The following is an 18,772-nucleotide window of genomic DNA, read 5'->3' on the forward strand; positions in this document are numbered from 1 at the left end:
AATTAACGCCCACCATACCGACGTTGACGACCGTGATAAATTGATAATGCTTCATTAAAGTGGGCTTTATCAAAATCTGGCCAAAGGACAGGTAAAAAAACAAATTCGGAGTACGCCGTTTGCCAGAGTAAAAAGTTACTCAATCGCTCTTCTCCAGATGTTCTAATTAGTAAGTCAGGACAAGGTAAATCCGCTAACTGAATGTATTCTCCGATACCCGCTTCATCAATATCATCAATCGACATGTCGCCATTCAGCACCGCTTGGCACACATTTTTAGCCGCCTGAGTAATGTCCCAACGGCCACCATAATTTGCAGCTATCACTAATGACATGCCGGAGTTATATGCAGTTTCAGACTCTGAAAGTTGAATTTGCTTTTGCAACGCAGGGCTGAATTGAGACAAATCCCCAATCACTCTCAACCTGATATTGTGCTCTTTTAATCGCTTCACTTCTTTCTTTAAAGAACGCATAAAAAGAGACATCAAGCCTTCAACTTCAACTTTTGGTCTCTGCCAATTTTCGCTTGAAAAAGCAAATAAAGTGAGTACATTAACACCTGACTCGGCAGCGGCTTCGACTGCTTTGCGAACGGCTACCGCTCCAGCTTTATGACCTGCTACACTAGGTAGATGTTTTTTCTTTGCCCAACGATTATTGCCATCCATGATAATAGCAATATGAGCAGGAGGGAGGGGCTTGGCAGATTCGTCCGCCGAAGTTTGAGACATACTATTACCTAATCAGATGTAAAGGACGGGGAGGCTAGCTTCCCCGTCATTCACGTTAGATTTCCATTAGATCTTTTTCTTTCTGCGTTAGACGCTCTTCAATACTCGCGACAAACTTATCTGTCATCTTCTGGACTTGATCTTGCCCTCGACGATCTTCGTCTTCAGATATTTCTTTTTCTTTTACTAAATCTTTCAAATTACCGTTGGCATCACGGCGGATATTACGGATAGCAATACGACCATTTTCCGCTTCGGCTTTAGCCTGTTTGATATAGTTTTTACGCGTTTCTTCGGTCAAAGCCGGCATAGGAATACGAATCAATCCACCTGTTGTTGATGGATTCAATCCTAAATCTGATTTCATAATGGCTTTTTCAATTTCAGGAATCAAATTACTTTCCCATGGAGAAATACCTAAAGTACGAGCGTCTTCCACCGCAATATTAGCCACTTGGCTTAATGGTGTTTCAGAACCATAGTAATTCACTTTCACTGAATCAAGAATGCTCGGATGAGCTCGACCCGTGCGAATTTTCTTGAATGCAATTTCAACTGATGTTACCGCTTTAGTCATTCGACTTTCTGCGTCTTGAAGAATCTCGTTAATCATAACAACCTCATTTAATCACTGTACCTTCATCACCACCAACCATGATGTTAATCAACGCACCAGGTTTATTCATATTAAATACACGTATCGGCATATGATGATCTCTCGTTAAACAAATAGCAGTTAAGTCCATGACTCCTAATTGTTTTTCTAAGACCTCATCATAACTCAAAGTTTCGTATTTTACAGCATCAGCTTCCTTCATTGGATCAGCTGAATAGACACCATCAACTTTTGTCGCTTTTAAAACAACGTCTGCATCAATTTCAATACCACGTAAACACGCCGCAGAATCGGTTGTAAAGAACGGATTACCTGTACCTGCAGAAAAGATTAGTACATCCCCCTCTGTCATCAACCTCATCGCCCGACGTCTGTCGTAAGGCTCTACAATACCTGTCATCGTGATTGCAGACATTACACGCGTGGCAATATTAGCTCTTTCAAGCGCGTCTCGCATAGCCAGGGCGTTCATTACCGTCGCTAGCATCCCCATATGATCACCTGTTACACGATCCATCCCAGCCTCACTCAATGCCTGACCGCGAAAAAGATTACCACCACCGATAACAAGACCTACTTCAACACCAATCCCTCTAAGTTGACCGATTTCAAGAGCTATACGGTTCAATACTTTAGGGTCAATACCAAATTTTTCATCTCCCATCAAAGCTTCACCACTGAGTTTCAATAGGATTCTTTTATATTGTGCACTTTTATCTTTAGGCATTTTTAACCTCTGACTGGGAATTATTTAACTTTAGCGACCAATATCTGACCGGACAGGTAGACAGTTAATCATAAAAAGGGGCAGTAAAACTGCCCCTTTTTAATAAGACGAATCGATTAACGATTAGCCTTTAAGCTGTGCGGCAACTTCCGCTGCAAAATCAACTTCTGCAACTTCAACACCTTCACCAACTTCCATACGAACGAAAGAAGTTACGTTAGCACCCGCATCTTTCACTAATTGCCCAACTTTAACTTCTGGGTTCTTCACGAAAGGCTGCTCCACGAGGCTATTCTCAGCCAAGAATTTTTTCATACGTCCAACAATCATTTTATTAACGATTTCAGCTGGTTTGCCAGCCATATCAGGCTGCGCACGAATAATTTCTTCTTCTTTAGTCAATACATCTGCTGGCATATCATCACCACGAACAACGTGAGGAGATACTGCTGCAATATGCATAGAAACATCTTTAGCCAATTCAGCGTCGCCGCCTTCAAGTTGAGTCAGTACAGCAATTTGACCGTTTCCATGTAAATAACCACCAACCAAACCGCCTGCGACTAGTTCAATACGACGTGGAGAAATATTCTCTCCAATTTTTTGAACTAGAGCTTCACGCAACTGACCAATTTCACCATCAAGCAAAACGGCAACATCTGTTTCTTTAGTTTCAAAAACAACATCAGCCACTTTATCTGCGAATGCTATAAAACCAGCATCACGGCTTGCGAAATCTGTTTCAGAATTAACTTCAACCAAAACTCCGTAGGAATTATCTTCTGCAATACGCAAAACCATAACACCCTCAGCCGCAGTACGACCAGCTTTTTTAGCTGCTTTCATACCACTTGTTTTACGAAGTTCTTCAATTGCTGCTTCGATATCACCACCAGCTGCAACGAGTGCTTTTTTACACTCCATCATGCCAAGACTGGTACGTTCACGTAGCTCTTTTACTAATGCTGCAGATACTGCGGCCATATCTAATCCTCTCAAATACAAATACGAATTCAAATTTAAAAAAAGGGGGCGATGCCCCCCCTTTCGAAACTAGTGAAAGCTATTAATTAGCTTCAACTTCAGCAGCTTCGTTTACTTCAACAAACTCATCAGCTGTACCAGCCGCCTCATTGCGACCTTCAAGAACAGCATCTGCGAATGCAGTAACATACAACTGTACAGCACGAATCGCATCATCGTTTGCAGGGATGATATAATCAATACCATCTGGGTTACTATTGGTATCAACGATACCAATTACTGGAATGCCTAATTTATTTGCTTCTTTGATCGCAATTCGCTCATGATCAACATCAACAACAAAAAGAATATCAGGTAAGCCACCCATATCCTTGATACCACCCATAGAAAGCTCTAGTTTTCCAAGCTCACGAGTACGCATCAATGCTTCTTTTTTAGTTAACTTTTCAAATGTACCATCGCTTACTTGACCTTCAAGTTCACGCAAACGCTTGATAGAAGCACGAATTGTTTTGTAGTTAGTCAACATACCACCTAACCAACGGTGGTTAACGTATGGCATAGAAGAACGAGCAGCTTGCTCTTTAATCGTCTTAGATGCTGCACGCTTAGTACCAACAAACAATACTTTATTTTTGTTCTCAGCCATTTTTTTAACTAATGCTAGAGCATCGTTAAGAGCTGGAACAGTGTGCTCCAAGTTAATGATATGGATCTTGTTACGAGCACCAAAAATGAACGGCTTCATTTTTGGGTTCCAGTAACGAGTTTGGTGACCAAAGTGAGATCCAACCAATAATAGGTCGCGCATAGAAACTGTAGGCATTTTACTATCCTTTAAGTATTTGGGTTGTTATCGCTTACCAACTAAAGACTCCAGCCAGACAAGGTTTAAAATAACCATTGGCACCCTAGAAGCCTTACTCAACAGTGGCAAGATCGTTAATATAATGAATGTTGCTTTTAGCCAGAACATTTTCATTCTTCATAAAGCGGGCGTTTTATACCATAAAACCACTCAAATCAAAAGCACTAGAATCAATATATCGATTCCATGTGCATTTTTTCTATTTAATAAGGAGGACTCTCTTTTCCAACTCATGTAGAATGGCTCTCATCTTTATTTTTGAATCTATTTATTAAACAATTATGAGCAACGATATCTTAGAAAAAATCAACGACCTGACTAAAGATGGACGTGTGGACGTACCCAAATGGACGCCAAAACCCCCTGCAACACGCTTTTCTGACATCTCAGACATTGAAGGAATGCGTCTAGCTGGAAAACTAGCGGCAGATGTTTTATTAATGATAGAAGAGTACGTTGTCCCCGGCGTAACCACAGATCAATTAGACATTATTGCTCATAATTATATGGTAAAGGAACAAGGATGCATTCCAGCTCCTCTGAATTACCACGGCTTTCCTAAGTCGATTTGCACATCGGTAAATGACGTAATTTGCCATGGAATTCCTGCAAAAAAATCATTAAAAAAAGGCGATGCGGTTAATATCGATATTACTGTCATCAAAGATGGGTATTATGGCGATACTAGCAAAATGTTCTTTGCTGGCGAACCCGCCCCTCATTTAAAGCGCCTTTGCAAAATCACTCAAGAATGCCTCTATTTAGCCATTGCCTTAGTGAAGCCAGGCACGCGTATTGGAGACATTGGTGCCGCGATTTCTGCACACGCCCACAAAAACAATTATTCCGTCGTTGAAGAATATTGTGGCCATGGCTTGGGCACAACATTCCACGGAGAGCCTCAAGTTCCTCATTATGGAAAAGCAGGAACTGGCTATATCTTAGAAGAAGGAATGACATTGACAATTGAGCCAATGATCAATGCAGGTAAAAAACAAGTCAAACATTCCGGCGCCGATAACTGGATAGCCAAAACAAAAGACGGTCGCATGTCAGCACAATATGAGCACTCTTTATTGGTTACCGCTGATGGTGTCGAAGTACTAACAAGACGACCGGAAGAAACATTTTAAAACATTAATCGAAACCCATGATGCGCCAAATATAGGCGCATCATTTCGTTGAAAAAACACGCGACTACACCTTAACTTATTCAGAGGTTTCTGCATGGATTTTCCTGCTTTTCCAGACACACCTCCATTGTTGACCCTAGAAGAGACAATAGAATTATCTAATCCTCTTTGCACAACAAGTCGATACAAACAAATTATTGAATCAAAAACAGTCGCATACAATAATTTATTTAACTCTTTGTATCCAATTGAAAAACTAGTGAAAGGTTTTGCGTCACTGATTGACGAAATACTGAAAGCCATTTGGAAAGCTAACGGCCTAGACAATAAGAACAATATCAGCCTTATTGCTGTGGGTGGCTATGGTCGTGGAGAACTTCATCCCAATTCAGACGTTGATGTTCTTATCCTACTCAAAGAGAAAGATGCTTCCCTACATACCCCTCTTGAGTCATTCATCACTTTTTTATGGGATATTAATTTAGACATTGGTCACAGTGTTAGAACCATTGACGAATGCGTTGCTTTAGCCAACAAAGACATCACCATCATTACAAACTTACTAGAAGCTCGCCCTCTAAATGATCACAATTATCTACTAAAGATGCTAAAGCCACTCATTGATACAAACAAAATGTGGGATGCACATTCCTTTTATCAGAGTAAGCTTGAAGAACAGGTACAACGACACGCAAAATATCAAAACACGGCCTACAATTTAGAGCCGAACCTCAAAGAGTGCCCTGGCGGTCTACGTGACGTACAAGTCATTGACTGGGTTGCAAAAAGACTTCTTGGAACAAACAGGCTCAGCGCATTAGTTCAACAATCTTTCCTCTCCGATGACGAATATCTACAAATAAAAGGTGCTGTCGGCAACCTTTGGCGTATTAGATGGGCTTTACACACAATCACAGGCAGAAAAGAAGATCGCCTTTTATTTGATCACCAAAGAACACTCGCACACCTCTTTGGTTTTAACAGCGACGATTTAAAACGCAACGTAGAACGATTTATGCAAGGCTACTACCAAAGTGTCGCAGCCATACAACAATTGAACGACTTACTACTGCAACATTTCGAAGAGTCATTTTTGAACTTAAATGAAAAAGAAAACATCACAATCATTAATGAACGATTCCAGACTTTAAACGGTCAACTGGAAATTCGCGACCCAAATATTTTCTCGACTAACCCATCTTCGATGCTTGAAATCTACGTTATTTTAGGCACCTTAGAAGAAAATAAAGGCATACGTGCAAGTACTATGCGCGCATTGCGAGACAATCTAGACAGAATTGATGATGATTTTAGAAGCGCACCAAGCAACACCGCGCTTTTCATGGACATAGTATCCAGCCCTCGACATTTAACCGCATTGCTACGCTCTATGAAACACATTGGCTTACTAGGGCGCTACTTGCCTGAATTTGGTGCAATCATTGGGCAAATGCAGCATGACTTATTTCACATATATACAGTGGACGCGCACACCCTTCATTTAGTCGAAAACCTAAGAAAATTATTATTACCAGACGCCAAGCAGCAATTCCCTATTTCATCTCAAGCCATTAGACACATATCCAAAGTAGAGCTTCTGTATATTGCAGGCCTTTATCATGATATTGCAAAAGGCAGAGGCGGTGACCACTCAATTCTAGGTTGCGCTGATGCAGAAGCGTTCTGCATTCGACACGGGTTAAACAAACAAGACACAAAGTTAGTTGTTTGGCTCGTACTACATCACCTAAAGATGTCTGTTATTGCCCAACGTAAAGACATATCAGATCCTGAAGTTATCTGGGAATTCGCCAGCTTTGTTAAAGACCAAGAACATCTAGACTATCTGTTTATACTCACTGTCGCTGACATCAATGCAACCAACCCAACTATGTGGAATAGCTGGCGAGCGTCTCTAATGCGCCAACTCTACCTTGAAACAAAACGCGCCTTAAGAAGAGGGCTAGACTCCCCTATTGATGCTGACATGCTGAGCGACGAACACAAACAGCGTGCACTTGAACTCCTCATTGAGCGTCACGTTGATATTAATGACGCCGAAAAAATCTGGGAGAATATAGAGGAAGAATACTTTATTCGCTCTAGCGGTGATGAAATTGCATGGAACACAGAAGCGATTTTGAAGCACTCTCCAAGCGAAAAACCTCTGGTCGCAATCAGCCCTCTTGGTGGGAGAAACTTCTCAGGAGCCAGCAAGATTTTTGTTTACACTCCTCTTACTGAGCATTTGTTTGCCGTTATCGCTGCAACACTAGAACAGCTAGACCTAACCATCCTAGATGCCAAAATAAGCACATCGAGTACAAAATACAGCTTAGACACCTTTGTCGTAATGGATGACAATGATCATGCACCAAACCTATACCTAGACCAAGAACGAATTGAACTGATTAGAGAAACATTGATTCAACAACTGAAATCACCCTCTTTATTTGAGAGTTTAATTCAAAGATATACACCAAGAATTTTAAAAATCTTTAACATTCCATCAAATGTAAGATTAATCAGTGAGCCAGAAGAAGTGTGGTCTGCACTCGAAGTTATCGCGCCAGACCGTCCCGGTTTATTAGCTATGATAGGGCAATTCTTTATGACGCATAATATAATGCTGCATAAAGCAAAAATCGCTACACTTGGAGAAAGAGTTGAAGACACCTTCTATATTACAGAGCACGATGGCAATTTAATTCTAGAACCCAACCGAATTAATATCATTTGCACTCAGTTAAAAGAAAAAATCGATCAATTCTCACAAGTCAACAAATGAGAACAACATGAACCCATACATTCAATCGTTACACCCTTATCCTTTTGAAAAATTGGCTGACTTACTAACCGATATAAAACCAAATTCGGAAAAAGAGCTTATAAAATTAACCATTGGAGAGCCGCAACATGCAGCACCTCAGTTCGTTCTTGATTGCTTAACTCAAAACGTTAATGGCGTAAGTAAATACCCTCTAACAAAAGGTGATCCGGCATTAAGTGAGTCTATCGCTCAGTGGTGCAAAAGCCGCTTTTCTTTAAATCAACTGGACCCCAAAACACAAGTTCTCCCTGTAACAGGCACCAGAGAAGCTTTATTTGCAATTACACAAACACTGATTAACAGTAAGGGCGACGACATCATCGTTAGCCCAAATCCTTTTTATCAAATATATGAAGGCGCAGGCATTTTATCTGGAGCTCAACTCCACTTCTTAAATTGCGATGCCGATAACAACTACCAAATAAATTATCATGACGTTCCAGATTCTGTATGGGCAAAGAGCAAAATTGTGTTTGTTTGCTCACCTAACAACCCAGCTGGCAACGTCACCACATTAGATGATTATACTTTTTTACTAAAAAAGGCCTTAGATTTTAATTTCACTTTAATTGCAGATGAATGCTATTCAGAAATCTATTTTGATGAAGATAAAAAACCGTTAGGTCTATTGGAAGCATGTCAAATTCTTGGTAACCCAACCTATAAGAATTGCTTAGTGTTTCACTCCCTTTCAAAAAGGTCCAACCTACCAGGACTACGCTCTGGATTTGTAGCAGGCGATTCAGACATTTTAAAAGCCTTTCTACTCTATAGAACTTATCAAGGTTGCGCTATGCCACCTCACCATCAAAAAGCATCCATTCTTGCATGGCAAGATGAAGACCACGTTTTAAAGAACAGGGACCTATACAGAAGAAAGTTCAAAGCAGCACTAGAGATACTTTCACCCATCATGTCGATTTCTCACCCTGAAGCGGCATTCTATTTGTGGCCAAAAACTAAAATGGATGATGAAGAATTTTGTCGCAAGCTTTATCAACAAGAATCCGTATTAGTACTTCCTGGGCGTTACTTAGCTCGCACAGTGAATGACTTTAACCCTGGAAATAATCACGTTCGGATGGCGCTAGTTGCGGAGGAAGAGCAATGCATCGAAGCCGCTCAACGCATAAAAAACTTCGTCATCAATAATGCTATATAAACTCAATTTTATTCACATACATTTTGGAGATATCAATGACAACTAACATCTTTTCTTTTGGTCTCGGTATTGGCACACAAAATAAAGAAGGCGAATGGTTAGAAGTTTTCTACCCTAATCCAGCCATTAATTTAGAAGCTGAAACATTCAGCGCTCTAACTGAAAATACTAATTATACAAACGGAAATGAAACACTTATTTTAGATGAAAGTGATTTAAACCGTTTGCATATGGGGCTATTAAAAGCAGGTAACATAGAGCAAGCCGAACTCGCCTCTAAATTAAAGTCATCAACTCAGCCCATTGTTTTGTGTGTACTGGCTGAAGATTCAGCCCCAACATCACCCGCAGATGTGTATTTAAAGCTTCAATTAATTTCTCATAGACTTGTTAAACCCCATGAAACGGATTTAACTGGCATGTTCGGCCTTCTAGTAAACACAGCATGGACAAATGAAGGCCCAATTGACGTACGAGAATTAGCAGACCGTCAGCTAAACGCTCGTATGGAAGGCAAAACAATCGAAGTATTCAGTGTCGACAAATTCCCTAAAATGGTGAATTTTGTTGTACCAACGGGTGTGCGCATTGGCGATGCCGCACGTATTCGCCTAGGCGCACACCTAGGAGAAGGCACCACAGTAATGCACGAAGGATTCGTAAACTTTAATGCAGGAACATTAGGCGCAAGCATGGTTGAAGGCCGAATTTCAGCAGGCGTTGTTGTTGGACACGGTTCAGATCTAGGCGGCGGTTGCTCAACAATGGGAACCCTTTCTGGTGGTGGCGACATCGTTATTGCCGTTGGCGATGAGTGCCTAATTGGCGCAAATGCAGGCATAGGCATTGGCCTTGGAGATCGCTGCATTGTCGAATCAGGCCTTTATATTACAGCAGGTTCAAAAGTAGCTGTGCTTGATGAAAACAATGACGTTGTGACCACTGTAAAAGCGCGCGAGCTTTCTGGCCAGTCTGATTTACTGTTCCGTCGCAATTCAGCTACTGGCGCAATCGAATGTAAAACGAATAAGTCCGCCATTGCACTAAATTCGGCACTACACGCAAACTAATCTTTATATAAAAAAGACATCAAACATAGGTCAATAGCTCTTTAACACAGAACTATTGGCCTACTTTATTTCAAAGGAGCACTTGTCAAAAATGATCCAGATCTATGGCATTAAGAATTGTGATACCATGAAAAAAGCATTTAAATGGCTAGATGATTCTCAGATTCAGTATCAATTCAATGATTATAAGAAAGGCGCATTAAATGAACCCCTTCTACGTCAATGGATAGACACACTCGGCTGGGAAGCACTCATCAACAAAAGAGGCACTACATGGAGAAAACTTGATGACGCATCAAAAAACACCATGTCTAACGAACTCGCGGTAGAAACACTTCTAAATACACCATCAATGATTAAGCGCCCACTATTAATAAAAGAAAATGAAATAACCCTTGGATTTAAAGCAGAAGAATACCGCCAACTGTTCTCTTAGGTTACTGAACGACCGGTGAATAGGTTGCATGATTAACAGGCTTACCTGATCGAACTGGTGAGCTGTATTTCGGCCTATCAGACATCTGCTGTACCCGAATATTTTGCGAAGACTTTTGCTTAACATCAGATTGAACCAATGGCAGATAATACCGTTCTCTCTGAGTTATTCGCTCACTAGGAGAGGAAGCACAACCAAATAAAACAATACACATTACACCCACAAATCCGATTTTCATATTCACTGCCCTACTATGGTTGGAGTTAACTAAGATAACCAAATAGGCAAAAAAGGTAAAGAATGACCATGACATCCCCTACTTTAGAACTCGCTATAGATCTTATGTCTCGACCTTCGGTTACACCAGAAGATGCCGGCTGCCAAGAATTGATGATTAATCGTCTAGAAGCCATTGGTTTTACTGTTGAAAAAATGCCATTTGGCGATGTCAAAAACTTTTATGCAAAAAAAGGCTCATTAGGACCAAACCTTTGCTTTGCGGGACACACAGATGTTGTTCCAACGGGCCCTCTAGATCAATGGAATGTCCCTCCGTTTAAGCCTGAAATCATTAACGGAATTTTATATGGTCGCGGTGCAGCGGACATGAAAGGCAGCCTTGCCTCCATGATCATTGCAGTTGAAAATTTTGTTAATAAACACCCAGATCATGACGGACAGATCTCTTTTCTAATCACCAGCGATGAAGAAGGCCCTTTTATTGACGGAACAACAAGAGTAGTCGATGAACTTATAGAAAGAAAAGAAATCGTTGATTGGTGCATTGTTGGAGAGCCATCAAGTACAAAACAACTAGGGGACATTATAAAAAATGGTCGCCGTGGTTCATTCAGTGGAGATTTAACCATCCACGGTAAACAAGGCCATGTCGCGTACCCTCACTTAGCAATGAACCCAATCCATTTAGTAGCACCAGCATTGGACGAATTAGCCAATACACACTGGGATAATGGAAACGACTTCTTCCCCCCTACTAGCTTTCAAATATCTAACATCCAATCAGGAACTGGGGCTACAAACATCGTTCCAGGAACATTAAACACACAATTCAATTTTCGTTTCTCATCCGAACTAAACTTCGACATATTAAAAGAAAGAGTCATTGCCATTCTTGAAAAACACCAATTGAATTACGACATTAAATGGACGTACAACGGATTACCATTTTTAACAAGGCCAGGGGAGTTAGTCGACGCAATCGTTAAATCAGTTCAAACCGAACTAAATATAACACCTGAACTTTCTACCAGTGGTGGCACGTCAGACGGTCGATTTATTGCTAAGATGGGTACTCAAGTGGTTGAATTAGGTCCAGTCAACGCAACGATACACCAAATAAACGAACACGTTGATGCTGAAAGCTTAAACAAACTGTCTCTCGTCTATGAAGGCATTCTTACTAACCTTTTTGCGAAGAAATAACATCATGAAAAAAGAAAACCGACTGCATACTCTAGCTATGAAGCTTGGAAACAACCCAAAGCAAGCACTTGCCAGAATTATCCAAGGCGCACTATTGTTTGTATTCGGTAGTCTTATATTAATCATGTCCGATAGAGTTATTACCCCATCCCACCAACAGGAGGTATTAGCTCTTTTTGGGGTAGTGATCGCTTCCATTGGCGCTGTATGGACACTCATTGGATATTTATCCATGAGTGTCTTACGCATTTACACTATGATCAACAGCAAGAGTAAAAAATAAGCCATGCAACCTGATATTGAAATTTACCTTCTCTCCTGTAAAACAGAATCTATTTTAGACTGGTTAAAATCCCTATTTATCATTGCCGAAGCCCCTAAGAAAAAAGAAAAATGTGTGTATTTAACCGTTCATAACCAGTCTCACGAAATAGAAATTGTTATATTGGAGGAAGCCGCTGGAAAAAGGTTCACATCAGTATGGTTTAATTCACCCAATACACAGTGGTTGAATGACATTGAATGTGCAAAAGACGCATTTCTAGCATTGGGGTGCGAAGTTCGCTGCATTCACAGCGGCTGGGAGGAAGAAGACAACTCTGACCCTGATCAATGGTGGATAATAAATCAGCACAAAGAAGGCCCGTTTATTTGGAAATGAGCCCTATAAATCGCTAACACAAGCCATTCCATAGAAAACAGCGCTCTTAAATCCAAGAGATAAGAACAACAAGGCAAATATAAAATCATTGCAATAATTAGATTAGCACTTTAGAGCTAACCTCTCATGCTTACTCAGGTTCATGCTTTTATTTAAGCAGTAGCGTGAGAAACCCCATAGTTTTCTACATATTGATCAAACTTATCAAAAGGAACTGGGCGACTAAAGAAATAACCTTGTCCCAAATGGCATTCTTTAGAAATTAAGAACTCTCTTTGATACTCATTTTCAATACCTTCTGCCACAACTTTCATATTCAACCCTTTACTCATATTAAGAATGGCAGCAACAAGAGACTGATCAGTGGCATTTGATTCGCACTTAGAGATAAAAGACCGATCTATCTTCAATATATCTATAGGGAATTGATTCAAATAACTCAAAGCAGAATAGCCGGTTCCAAAGTCATCAATCGCTAACTTACAGCCTAAATCATGCAATGATTTCAATACACTATGGCTTTGAGAATTATTTTGAATAAGCAAACTTTCTGTCAACTCAACCAATAACAGGTGAGCAGGTAATTGAGATTGATACAATACGTCTTTCACTGTTTCAACCAAATTTCCCTGTTGGAATTGGCGATTAGAGAAGTTCACACTAATATAAAAGTCTTCCTTAAACTTATCTCGTAAAAGCTGTGTGTCCTCTACGGCTTTTTCTAACACCTTCTTGCCAAGTTGAATTATTAGACCTGTATCTTCGGCAATAGAAATAAAGAGATCTGGAAAGATGATATCTCCAGTATCCGGGTCCTTCAATCTAACCAGTGCTTCTGCACCAACAACCCCATCTAAATTTAAATCTATAATAGGCTGATAATAAACAAGCACTGTATCGGCTTCTAACGCTCGTCTTAATATCGCTTCATAACGAGCTTTTTCTGTTATTTCATGCTGTAAAGCCTGTTCGAAGACGTATTCCGTCCCTCTTCCCATCTGCTTTGCACGATACATCGCTATATCAGCATTTCTCAATAATTCATTTACAGAAGAAGCATCTTTGGGATAGTAAGAAACACCTAAAGAGCCAGATAAATTCATTGTTCTTTCTTCAATTAAAATAGGCAAAGAAAGACACTCTAGAATGTTGTTACAAACATTAGAAATATCAATATTATTCGGAACACCGGCAGATTGATCTTTTATCAACACAGCAAATTCATCCCCTCCCAGTCTTGCAGAGACGCTGCCGACAGGAAGGTAGTTAATAATACGCTTAGACAGAATCTGAATAATGGAGTCACCAATTTGGTGACCAAAAATATCATTAATGGACTTAAAATGATCAAGATCAATTATTATTAAGGCATATGCATCTGATTTGGCACTGTTTCTTAAGATTTTTTCAACTTTATTTTGAAATCCAAATCGGTTTAACAAACCCGTCAATAAGTCATGTGTTGCTTGTCGGTCTAACTCTTTCTGAGTGGCGACCAAACCAGATATATCTGTCATTACAGCTAACACTTTTTGAGTATTATTTTCAATGTGCAGTCGTGCATCCAGCAAAACTGGACGACTTTCTCCATCGACTTTTATTAGGACAAATATTTCGTGCACTTCATTATCAACCAACAAAGGATGTAAAACATCTTTGTGTATATCAAATTCATTAGAGTCGACAAAATTTAAGAACTTTTGATTAATTGCTCTGTTTCTGGAAAGTTTGAAATAATCTGTAAAATAATCATTAGCTTCTATAATATCCCCATCAAGGGATAAACTAAACATAATAGAAGGTGTTGTATTGTAAAGCGTAGTAATCCTTTCACCACTTTCTTTTAAATTTTGATGCTGTATTTGCAAGCGCTTTTGTAGGTTATTGTATTCTCCAATAACAATACCAAACTCATCATTTGCAACATGGTCAATGTCACAAAAGTGATCATCTCCTCTTGATTCACTAATCGCAAATAGAATTGCATTTAAAGGCCTCGATACTACATATTTTACAAATAACCAAGAGGCAATGGATAAAAGAAAGAAAACACCTATAGACAGTGAAATCAAATCAAAAAGAGTGTCTTTTCTTTTTTCTATAAGTGAATGATTACCAATATCGACAATCAAACGGCCAATATGCTTAGTTACATTTGGGGCAGAAAAAACCACAGGAATGGAGTAACTGATCAGCACTTCGTGATGGCTGTTTAATGTAGGTAAATCGAGTATTTTTTGATTATTATCATCTAAAACAATAATATTGATGACATCAGCCTGACTTATCAGAATGGATAAAATGCTTTTAACCGTCTTATAATCAAACCCCCAAACAGGCTCAGAAATTAAATCGGCATACACTTTTAGCTCTTCATCCAATACAATCAAACGACTTTCATATTCATCTGTTGCTCGCTGATCCGCATACATATACGAACCTAATGTGGCAATAAATAAAGCACACAACAACATTATAGCGAGCTTACCTGCAATTTTTATTGATAATGTTTTTTGCATTTTATTGAACACCAGCGCTACATCTCTAGCTGAATAAAAAAGCACAAAAGAAAACATTTCAAACATTTTCTACGAAACATATAGCACCTTTAAATATCGTCACTAAGTTAAAAACAAGAGACGCGCTGCTTTGATACAATATAGTTAACAATACCAATAAATGAATCAAGACGACATCCATTTATTGGTATATATATACTTTTAGGCATTTAACTCGCCTGAATTAAGATGAAAGATGTGCGAGTACTGTTGCATAATTTGGCTCATCAGCTGTTTCAGCAACTTGCTCAACATACGAAACCATACCGCTTTCATCAATAACAACTACAGATCGAGATAACAATCCAACTAAAGGGCCCGTTGAAAACCCTACACTGTAATCTTTTCCAAAGTCACTTCTAAAAGAAGATACCGCCTCTACATTTTCAATACCTTCAGCCCCACAAAAGCGACTAATAGCAAAAGGTAAATCTGCAGAAACACATATGATAGCAACACCATCAAACGACGCAGCGTCTTTATTGAATTGACGCACAGACATTGCACATGTAGGAGTATCAATAGAAGGAAATATATTGAGTACAATTTTTTTGCCTTTATAATCCTCCAAAGTCACAGTAGAAAGATCCACTTTAACTAGCTCAAAATTTGGGGCTTTAGTACCTACTGCAGGAAGTTCACCCATTGTTTCAAAAGCAGTGCCTTGAAGCGTCACCGTTGCCATACAAACCTCATCAATTTATTGTTAAATAATTAAGCATTTCTCATAATCGAAACATTCTCAGCTTGCTTGCCTTTCTCACCTTCAGTGACATAAAAGCGAACTAACTGACCTTCAATAAGAAAACGACGACCACGGCCTCTAATTGCACGATAATGCACAAAAACGTCTTCTCCATTGTCTCGAGTTAAAAAACCAAAACCTTTTGATGAGTTAAACCATTTAACGGTCCCTTCTTCCCTATCATCATTTTCATCCTCCTCATCTGCATCTACATAGCTCACTTTTGTTTCAACAGCCACAGGGCTTTGGCTTAATAAGGAACCTAAATAAGCTGATACAAAGGTAAAAGCAAAGTAGACTAGAAAATTCGACCCTAACTCTTCACCTAATACAGCGGCCATCAATAAAGGGGCAACTAGAGCAATGATAAAGCTAGCAATCAAAGCTCGAACAGAAAATAACGATGCTTTGTTAGTTTTACGATCAACGTCATGGTGTTCAGTCATAAAAAATCTCTTTATATAAAAACATTAGTAATAAAACAAACCTACCCGATCACTGGATAACGGATTGTCATAGTATAAAAATAGCTTAAGTACAAGTATAAAAAAGTACCCAACAACTATACTTAAGATTAAAATACAAGCACTATTCGTTTCCTAGAACATAGTGTAATACTTTATACATTTAAAAACGTGTAATAAACACTAATAAGAAACGGCTTATAATTTAAGATTAACACACAGACGGCATATATGAATACCACAGAAAGCAATACACGCATGAATGACCTCGAGTTTAAACTACAGTATCAGGAAGATATGATAGAAACGTTAAACATCGCACTTTCGAAGCAACAAAGAGAGATCATGTTGTTGGAAGAAAAATTTGCCCTAATGATCAAACTTGTCGAATCTTACCGTTCACAACCCAATGTTAATGAGAATGAAGCACCTCCTCATTATTAATTTCCTCTGGCTCCACCACTACGAATCATCCAATGTTTTATTGACATAAACATCAAAGCGGCCTGATTTTCCTTCTATCTGATACGTGGGAGATTCATTATTTAGAAAGGGGGCGCCTTTAGGCCGTTTTACAACAACTCGATAAATCGCCACTTTTTTTGCATAAGGTAACAAGTGATCCGCATCTTCATCAAAGCCAATTAAATCTCGAAAAAAAACCATTTCTTTTTTTACGGCGGCTGATTTTTCAAGGTGTGGGTACATAGGATCTAAGTACACGACATCATATGACTCTTCCGTTTGCTTCAGAATATCGCCTTCAAGAAACGTCATTCTTTGCATAATGTTTGCAATTTCTTCTGATAAGGAAGCACGAGACAATCCATCTTTTAACAACGCCCTTACGAATGGAACTCGTTCTAGCAAAGTCACATCACACCCAAGAGAAGCAAAAACAAATGCATCTCTCCCCAAACCAGCGGTACCATCAAGTACTCGTAGACCTGAGCGTTTATTTAGACCTATGGCTTTTGCAATATCTTGCCCCTTACCACCACCAAATACCCTACGGTGAGCTACTGCACCATTAACAAAGTCAACACAGATAGGGTTAGGTGCTGATTTTCCAGTTTTTGCAATAGAAAGCCCTCCATCTGTAATTAATAGCAAATAAGAGTATTCTGTATGCTTTTTTAAAGGAGTCGTTATTTGGAAACAGGGTAGCTTCAATTCTTGAGCTAATTTCTCTGCTTCACTTTTATAATAAAAATCAAAGTATGCAACCGACAAAGCGTTAGACATAAACATCAACACCGACTAAATAATCTCTAGGGTTATCCACCCCTAAAGATTGATTTTGAGAATACATATTTAGAGCGTCTTGAGTTAAGCGATCGATATTATCAATTCGACTAAAAGATGCACGTCCACTCGTAGAGAATACCGATTCAAAATGAGATTGGTTGCTTGGAGAGGCGACTAGACCTCTATTCTCTGTAACACTCATTTGAGTTTTCTGTGAAACAGAAGACCTAGAGCTTGGACTATTACTAATGACAGGTAATTGAGAACCTATATTCATCCTTTCAGCCTACACATTCAAATAACTAATACAGAGTAAAGCAACACCAAGGAACAGTCTATAAAATAAAAAAGGTGTAAACCCTATAGTATTCAACCATTTCAAGAAAAAATAAATACACGCATAGGCACTAATGAAAGACAGAAACACCCCTGATGCAATAATACCCCATTCAATTTCGACATTAAGCGAAAGCAATTCAAGAAATTTATAAGAGCCAGCAGCCAGTATTAAAGGGATCGATAATAAAAAAGAAAAGCGCGCAGATGCCTCTCGACTGACACCTAACGCCCTTGTCACCGTCATAGTCACACCAGACCTAGACGTTCCTGGAATCAGTGCGACAGCTTGAGCGATTCCAATCCACACAACATTCGGTAGGGTTAAATCATATTCTTTTTTCTTATTTGTGAAAAACGCATCCGCACACCACAATAGAATACCAAAAATTATCGTTGTATAAGCAATCACGTTAATAGAGCGAAAGTTTTCTTCAATAAAGTCATTAAAAACAAGGCCAACTAATACGGCTGGAATGGTTGCAATAATAACCCACCAAGCTAGCTGACTGTCCTTTGAGGAGGTCGATGTTGTAATTGCATCAAACCATGCCATTACAAGTCGAATAATATCTTTTCTAAAATACCAACTCACTGCGACTAAAGAACCAACATGAACTGCAACATCAAAAGCCAGACCTTGATCAGGCCAGTCAAGTAATTTGGAAGGTAAAAGAAGGTGAGCTGAGCTTGATATAGGTAGAAACTCAGTAACTCCTTGGATTAATGATAGGAAGACAATATGAAACCAGAGCAT

21 protein-coding genes are annotated in these 18,772 nt (G+C 39.3%); 9 read left to right on the top strand and 12 right to left on the bottom strand.

Annotation, left to right across the window (positions count from 1 at the left end; genetic code table 11):
* Positions 1–2: 2 nt before the first annotated feature.
* From uppS to rpsB, 5 genes are all read right to left on the bottom strand, one after another.
* A complete protein-coding gene (gene uppS / locus ACMUMJ_RS07835) occupies positions 3–734 on the bottom strand; it encodes a polyprenyl diphosphate synthase (protein ID WP_414678264.1) in 732 nt (243 codons plus the stop codon).
* Positions 735–789: 55 nt separating this feature from the next.
* A complete protein-coding gene (frr, locus tag ACMUMJ_RS07840) occupies positions 790–1,347 on the bottom strand; it encodes a ribosome recycling factor (RefSeq protein WP_414678265.1) in 558 nt (185 codons plus the stop codon).
* A 7-nt stretch (positions 1,348–1,354) separates the two neighbouring features.
* Positions 1,355–2,077: a UMP kinase gene (gene pyrH / locus ACMUMJ_RS07845; RefSeq protein ID WP_414678266.1), complete on the bottom strand. Its 723-nt coding sequence runs from the start codon at positions 2,075–2,077 to the stop codon at positions 1,355–1,357.
* Between the two features lie 123 nt (positions 2,078–2,200).
* On the bottom strand, positions 2,201–3,061 hold the full coding sequence (gene tsf, locus ACMUMJ_RS07850; protein ID WP_414678267.1) for a translation elongation factor Ts: 861 nt from the start codon (positions 3,059–3,061) through the stop codon (positions 2,201–2,203).
* A gap of 82 nt (positions 3,062–3,143) precedes the next feature.
* Entirely contained in the window at positions 3,144–3,887 is a 744-nt protein-coding gene (gene rpsB, locus ACMUMJ_RS07855) for a 30S ribosomal protein S2 (RefSeq protein WP_414678268.1), read from the bottom strand.
* A gap of 323 nt (positions 3,888–4,210) precedes the next feature.
* Between rpsB and map the strand changes: the two genes are divergently transcribed.
* From map to ACMUMJ_RS07880, 5 genes are all read left to right on the top strand, one after another.
* Positions 4,211–5,062: a type I methionyl aminopeptidase gene (map, locus tag ACMUMJ_RS07860; protein WP_414678269.1), complete on the top strand. Its 852-nt coding sequence runs from the start codon at positions 4,211–4,213 to the stop codon at positions 5,060–5,062.
* 94 nt (positions 5,063–5,156) lie between these two features.
* Positions 5,157–7,850, top strand: coding sequence for a [protein-PII] uridylyltransferase (gene glnD / locus ACMUMJ_RS07865; protein WP_414678270.1), 2,694 nt, complete (start codon positions 5,157–5,159; stop codon positions 7,848–7,850).
* A 7-nt stretch (positions 7,851–7,857) separates the two neighbouring features.
* Positions 7,858–9,054, top strand: a complete 1,197-nt coding sequence (dapC, locus tag ACMUMJ_RS07870; RefSeq protein ID WP_414678271.1) for a succinyldiaminopimelate transaminase — start codon at positions 7,858–7,860, stop codon at positions 9,052–9,054.
* A 35-nt stretch (positions 9,055–9,089) separates the two neighbouring features.
* On the top strand, positions 9,090–10,124 hold the full coding sequence (gene dapD, locus ACMUMJ_RS07875) for a 2,3,4,5-tetrahydropyridine-2,6-dicarboxylate N-succinyltransferase (RefSeq protein ID WP_414678272.1): 1,035 nt from the start codon (positions 9,090–9,092) through the stop codon (positions 10,122–10,124).
* Between the two features lie 91 nt (positions 10,125–10,215).
* Entirely contained in the window at positions 10,216–10,560 is a 345-nt protein-coding gene (locus tag ACMUMJ_RS07880; RefSeq protein ID WP_414678273.1) for an ArsC family reductase, read from the top strand.
* Position 10,561: 1 nt separating this feature from the next.
* Here ACMUMJ_RS07880 and ACMUMJ_RS07885 read toward each other — a convergent pair whose 3' ends face one another.
* On the bottom strand, positions 10,562–10,798 hold the full coding sequence (locus tag ACMUMJ_RS07885) for a hypothetical protein (RefSeq protein WP_414678274.1): 237 nt from the start codon (positions 10,796–10,798) through the stop codon (positions 10,562–10,564).
* Positions 10,799–10,860: 62 nt separating this feature from the next.
* Here ACMUMJ_RS07885 and dapE point away from each other — a divergent pair, with 62 nt between their 5' ends.
* From dapE to ACMUMJ_RS07900, 3 genes are read left to right on the top strand one after another with little or no spacing between them, the layout of a single operon-like run.
* Positions 10,861–12,003: a succinyl-diaminopimelate desuccinylase gene (dapE, locus tag ACMUMJ_RS07890; protein WP_414678275.1), complete on the top strand. Its 1,143-nt coding sequence runs from the start codon at positions 10,861–10,863 to the stop codon at positions 12,001–12,003.
* A 4-nt stretch (positions 12,004–12,007) separates the two neighbouring features.
* The gene (locus tag ACMUMJ_RS07895) at positions 12,008–12,286 is read left to right on the top strand and encodes a hypothetical protein (RefSeq protein WP_414678276.1); all 279 of its coding nucleotides are present in this window, start codon (positions 12,008–12,010) and stop codon (positions 12,284–12,286) included.
* A 3-nt stretch (positions 12,287–12,289) separates the two neighbouring features.
* Positions 12,290–12,664 carry a hypothetical protein gene (locus ACMUMJ_RS07900; protein WP_414678277.1) on the top strand — a complete coding sequence of 125 codons (375 nt, stop codon included), beginning with the start codon at positions 12,290–12,292 and terminating at the stop codon, positions 12,662–12,664.
* 152 nt (positions 12,665–12,816) lie between these two features.
* Here ACMUMJ_RS07900 and ACMUMJ_RS07905 read toward each other — a convergent pair whose 3' ends face one another.
* From ACMUMJ_RS07905 to ACMUMJ_RS07915, 3 genes are all read right to left on the bottom strand, one after another.
* A complete protein-coding gene (locus ACMUMJ_RS07905) occupies positions 12,817–15,183 on the bottom strand; it encodes a putative bifunctional diguanylate cyclase/phosphodiesterase (RefSeq protein WP_414678278.1) in 2,367 nt (788 codons plus the stop codon).
* 223 nt (positions 15,184–15,406) lie between these two features.
* The gene (gene tpx / locus ACMUMJ_RS07910; protein WP_414678279.1) at positions 15,407–15,907 is read right to left on the bottom strand and encodes a thiol peroxidase; all 501 of its coding nucleotides are present in this window, start codon (positions 15,905–15,907) and stop codon (positions 15,407–15,409) included.
* Between the two features lie 29 nt (positions 15,908–15,936).
* On the bottom strand, positions 15,937–16,413 hold the full coding sequence (locus tag ACMUMJ_RS07915) for a cold-shock protein (protein ID WP_414678280.1): 477 nt from the start codon (positions 16,411–16,413) through the stop codon (positions 15,937–15,939).
* A 249-nt stretch (positions 16,414–16,662) separates the two neighbouring features.
* On the opposite strand from ACMUMJ_RS07915, the gene ACMUMJ_RS07920 reads away from it, so the two are divergent.
* Complete coding sequence (locus ACMUMJ_RS07920) at positions 16,663–16,875, top strand: SlyX family protein (RefSeq protein ID WP_414678281.1); 213 nt, start codon at positions 16,663–16,665, stop codon at positions 16,873–16,875.
* An 18-nt stretch (positions 16,876–16,893) separates the two neighbouring features.
* On the opposite strand, the gene ACMUMJ_RS07925 is transcribed toward ACMUMJ_RS07920, so the two are convergent.
* Genes ACMUMJ_RS07925 through ACMUMJ_RS07935 form a run of 3 tightly spaced genes read right to left on the bottom strand, consistent with a single transcriptional unit; the run spans position 16,894 to position 18,772 of the window.
* Positions 16,894–17,676, bottom strand: coding sequence for a class I SAM-dependent methyltransferase (locus ACMUMJ_RS07925; protein ID WP_414678282.1), 783 nt, complete (start codon positions 17,674–17,676; stop codon positions 16,894–16,896).
* Positions 17,669–17,956 (bottom strand): hypothetical protein, encoded by a 288-nt coding sequence (locus ACMUMJ_RS07930; protein WP_414678283.1) that lies wholly within the window; start codon positions 17,954–17,956, stop codon positions 17,669–17,671. The genes ACMUMJ_RS07925 and ACMUMJ_RS07930 overlap by 8 nt, the downstream gene beginning before the upstream one ends.
* A 9-nt stretch (positions 17,957–17,965) precedes the next feature.
* On the bottom strand, positions 17,966–18,772 hold the full coding sequence (locus ACMUMJ_RS07935; RefSeq protein WP_414678284.1) for an undecaprenyl-diphosphate phosphatase: 807 nt from the start codon (positions 18,770–18,772) through the stop codon (positions 17,966–17,968).

It is taken from the genome of Marinomonas phycocola (assembly GCF_047525455.1).
Lineage (GTDB): Bacteria > Pseudomonadota > Gammaproteobacteria > Pseudomonadales > Marinomonadaceae > Marinomonas.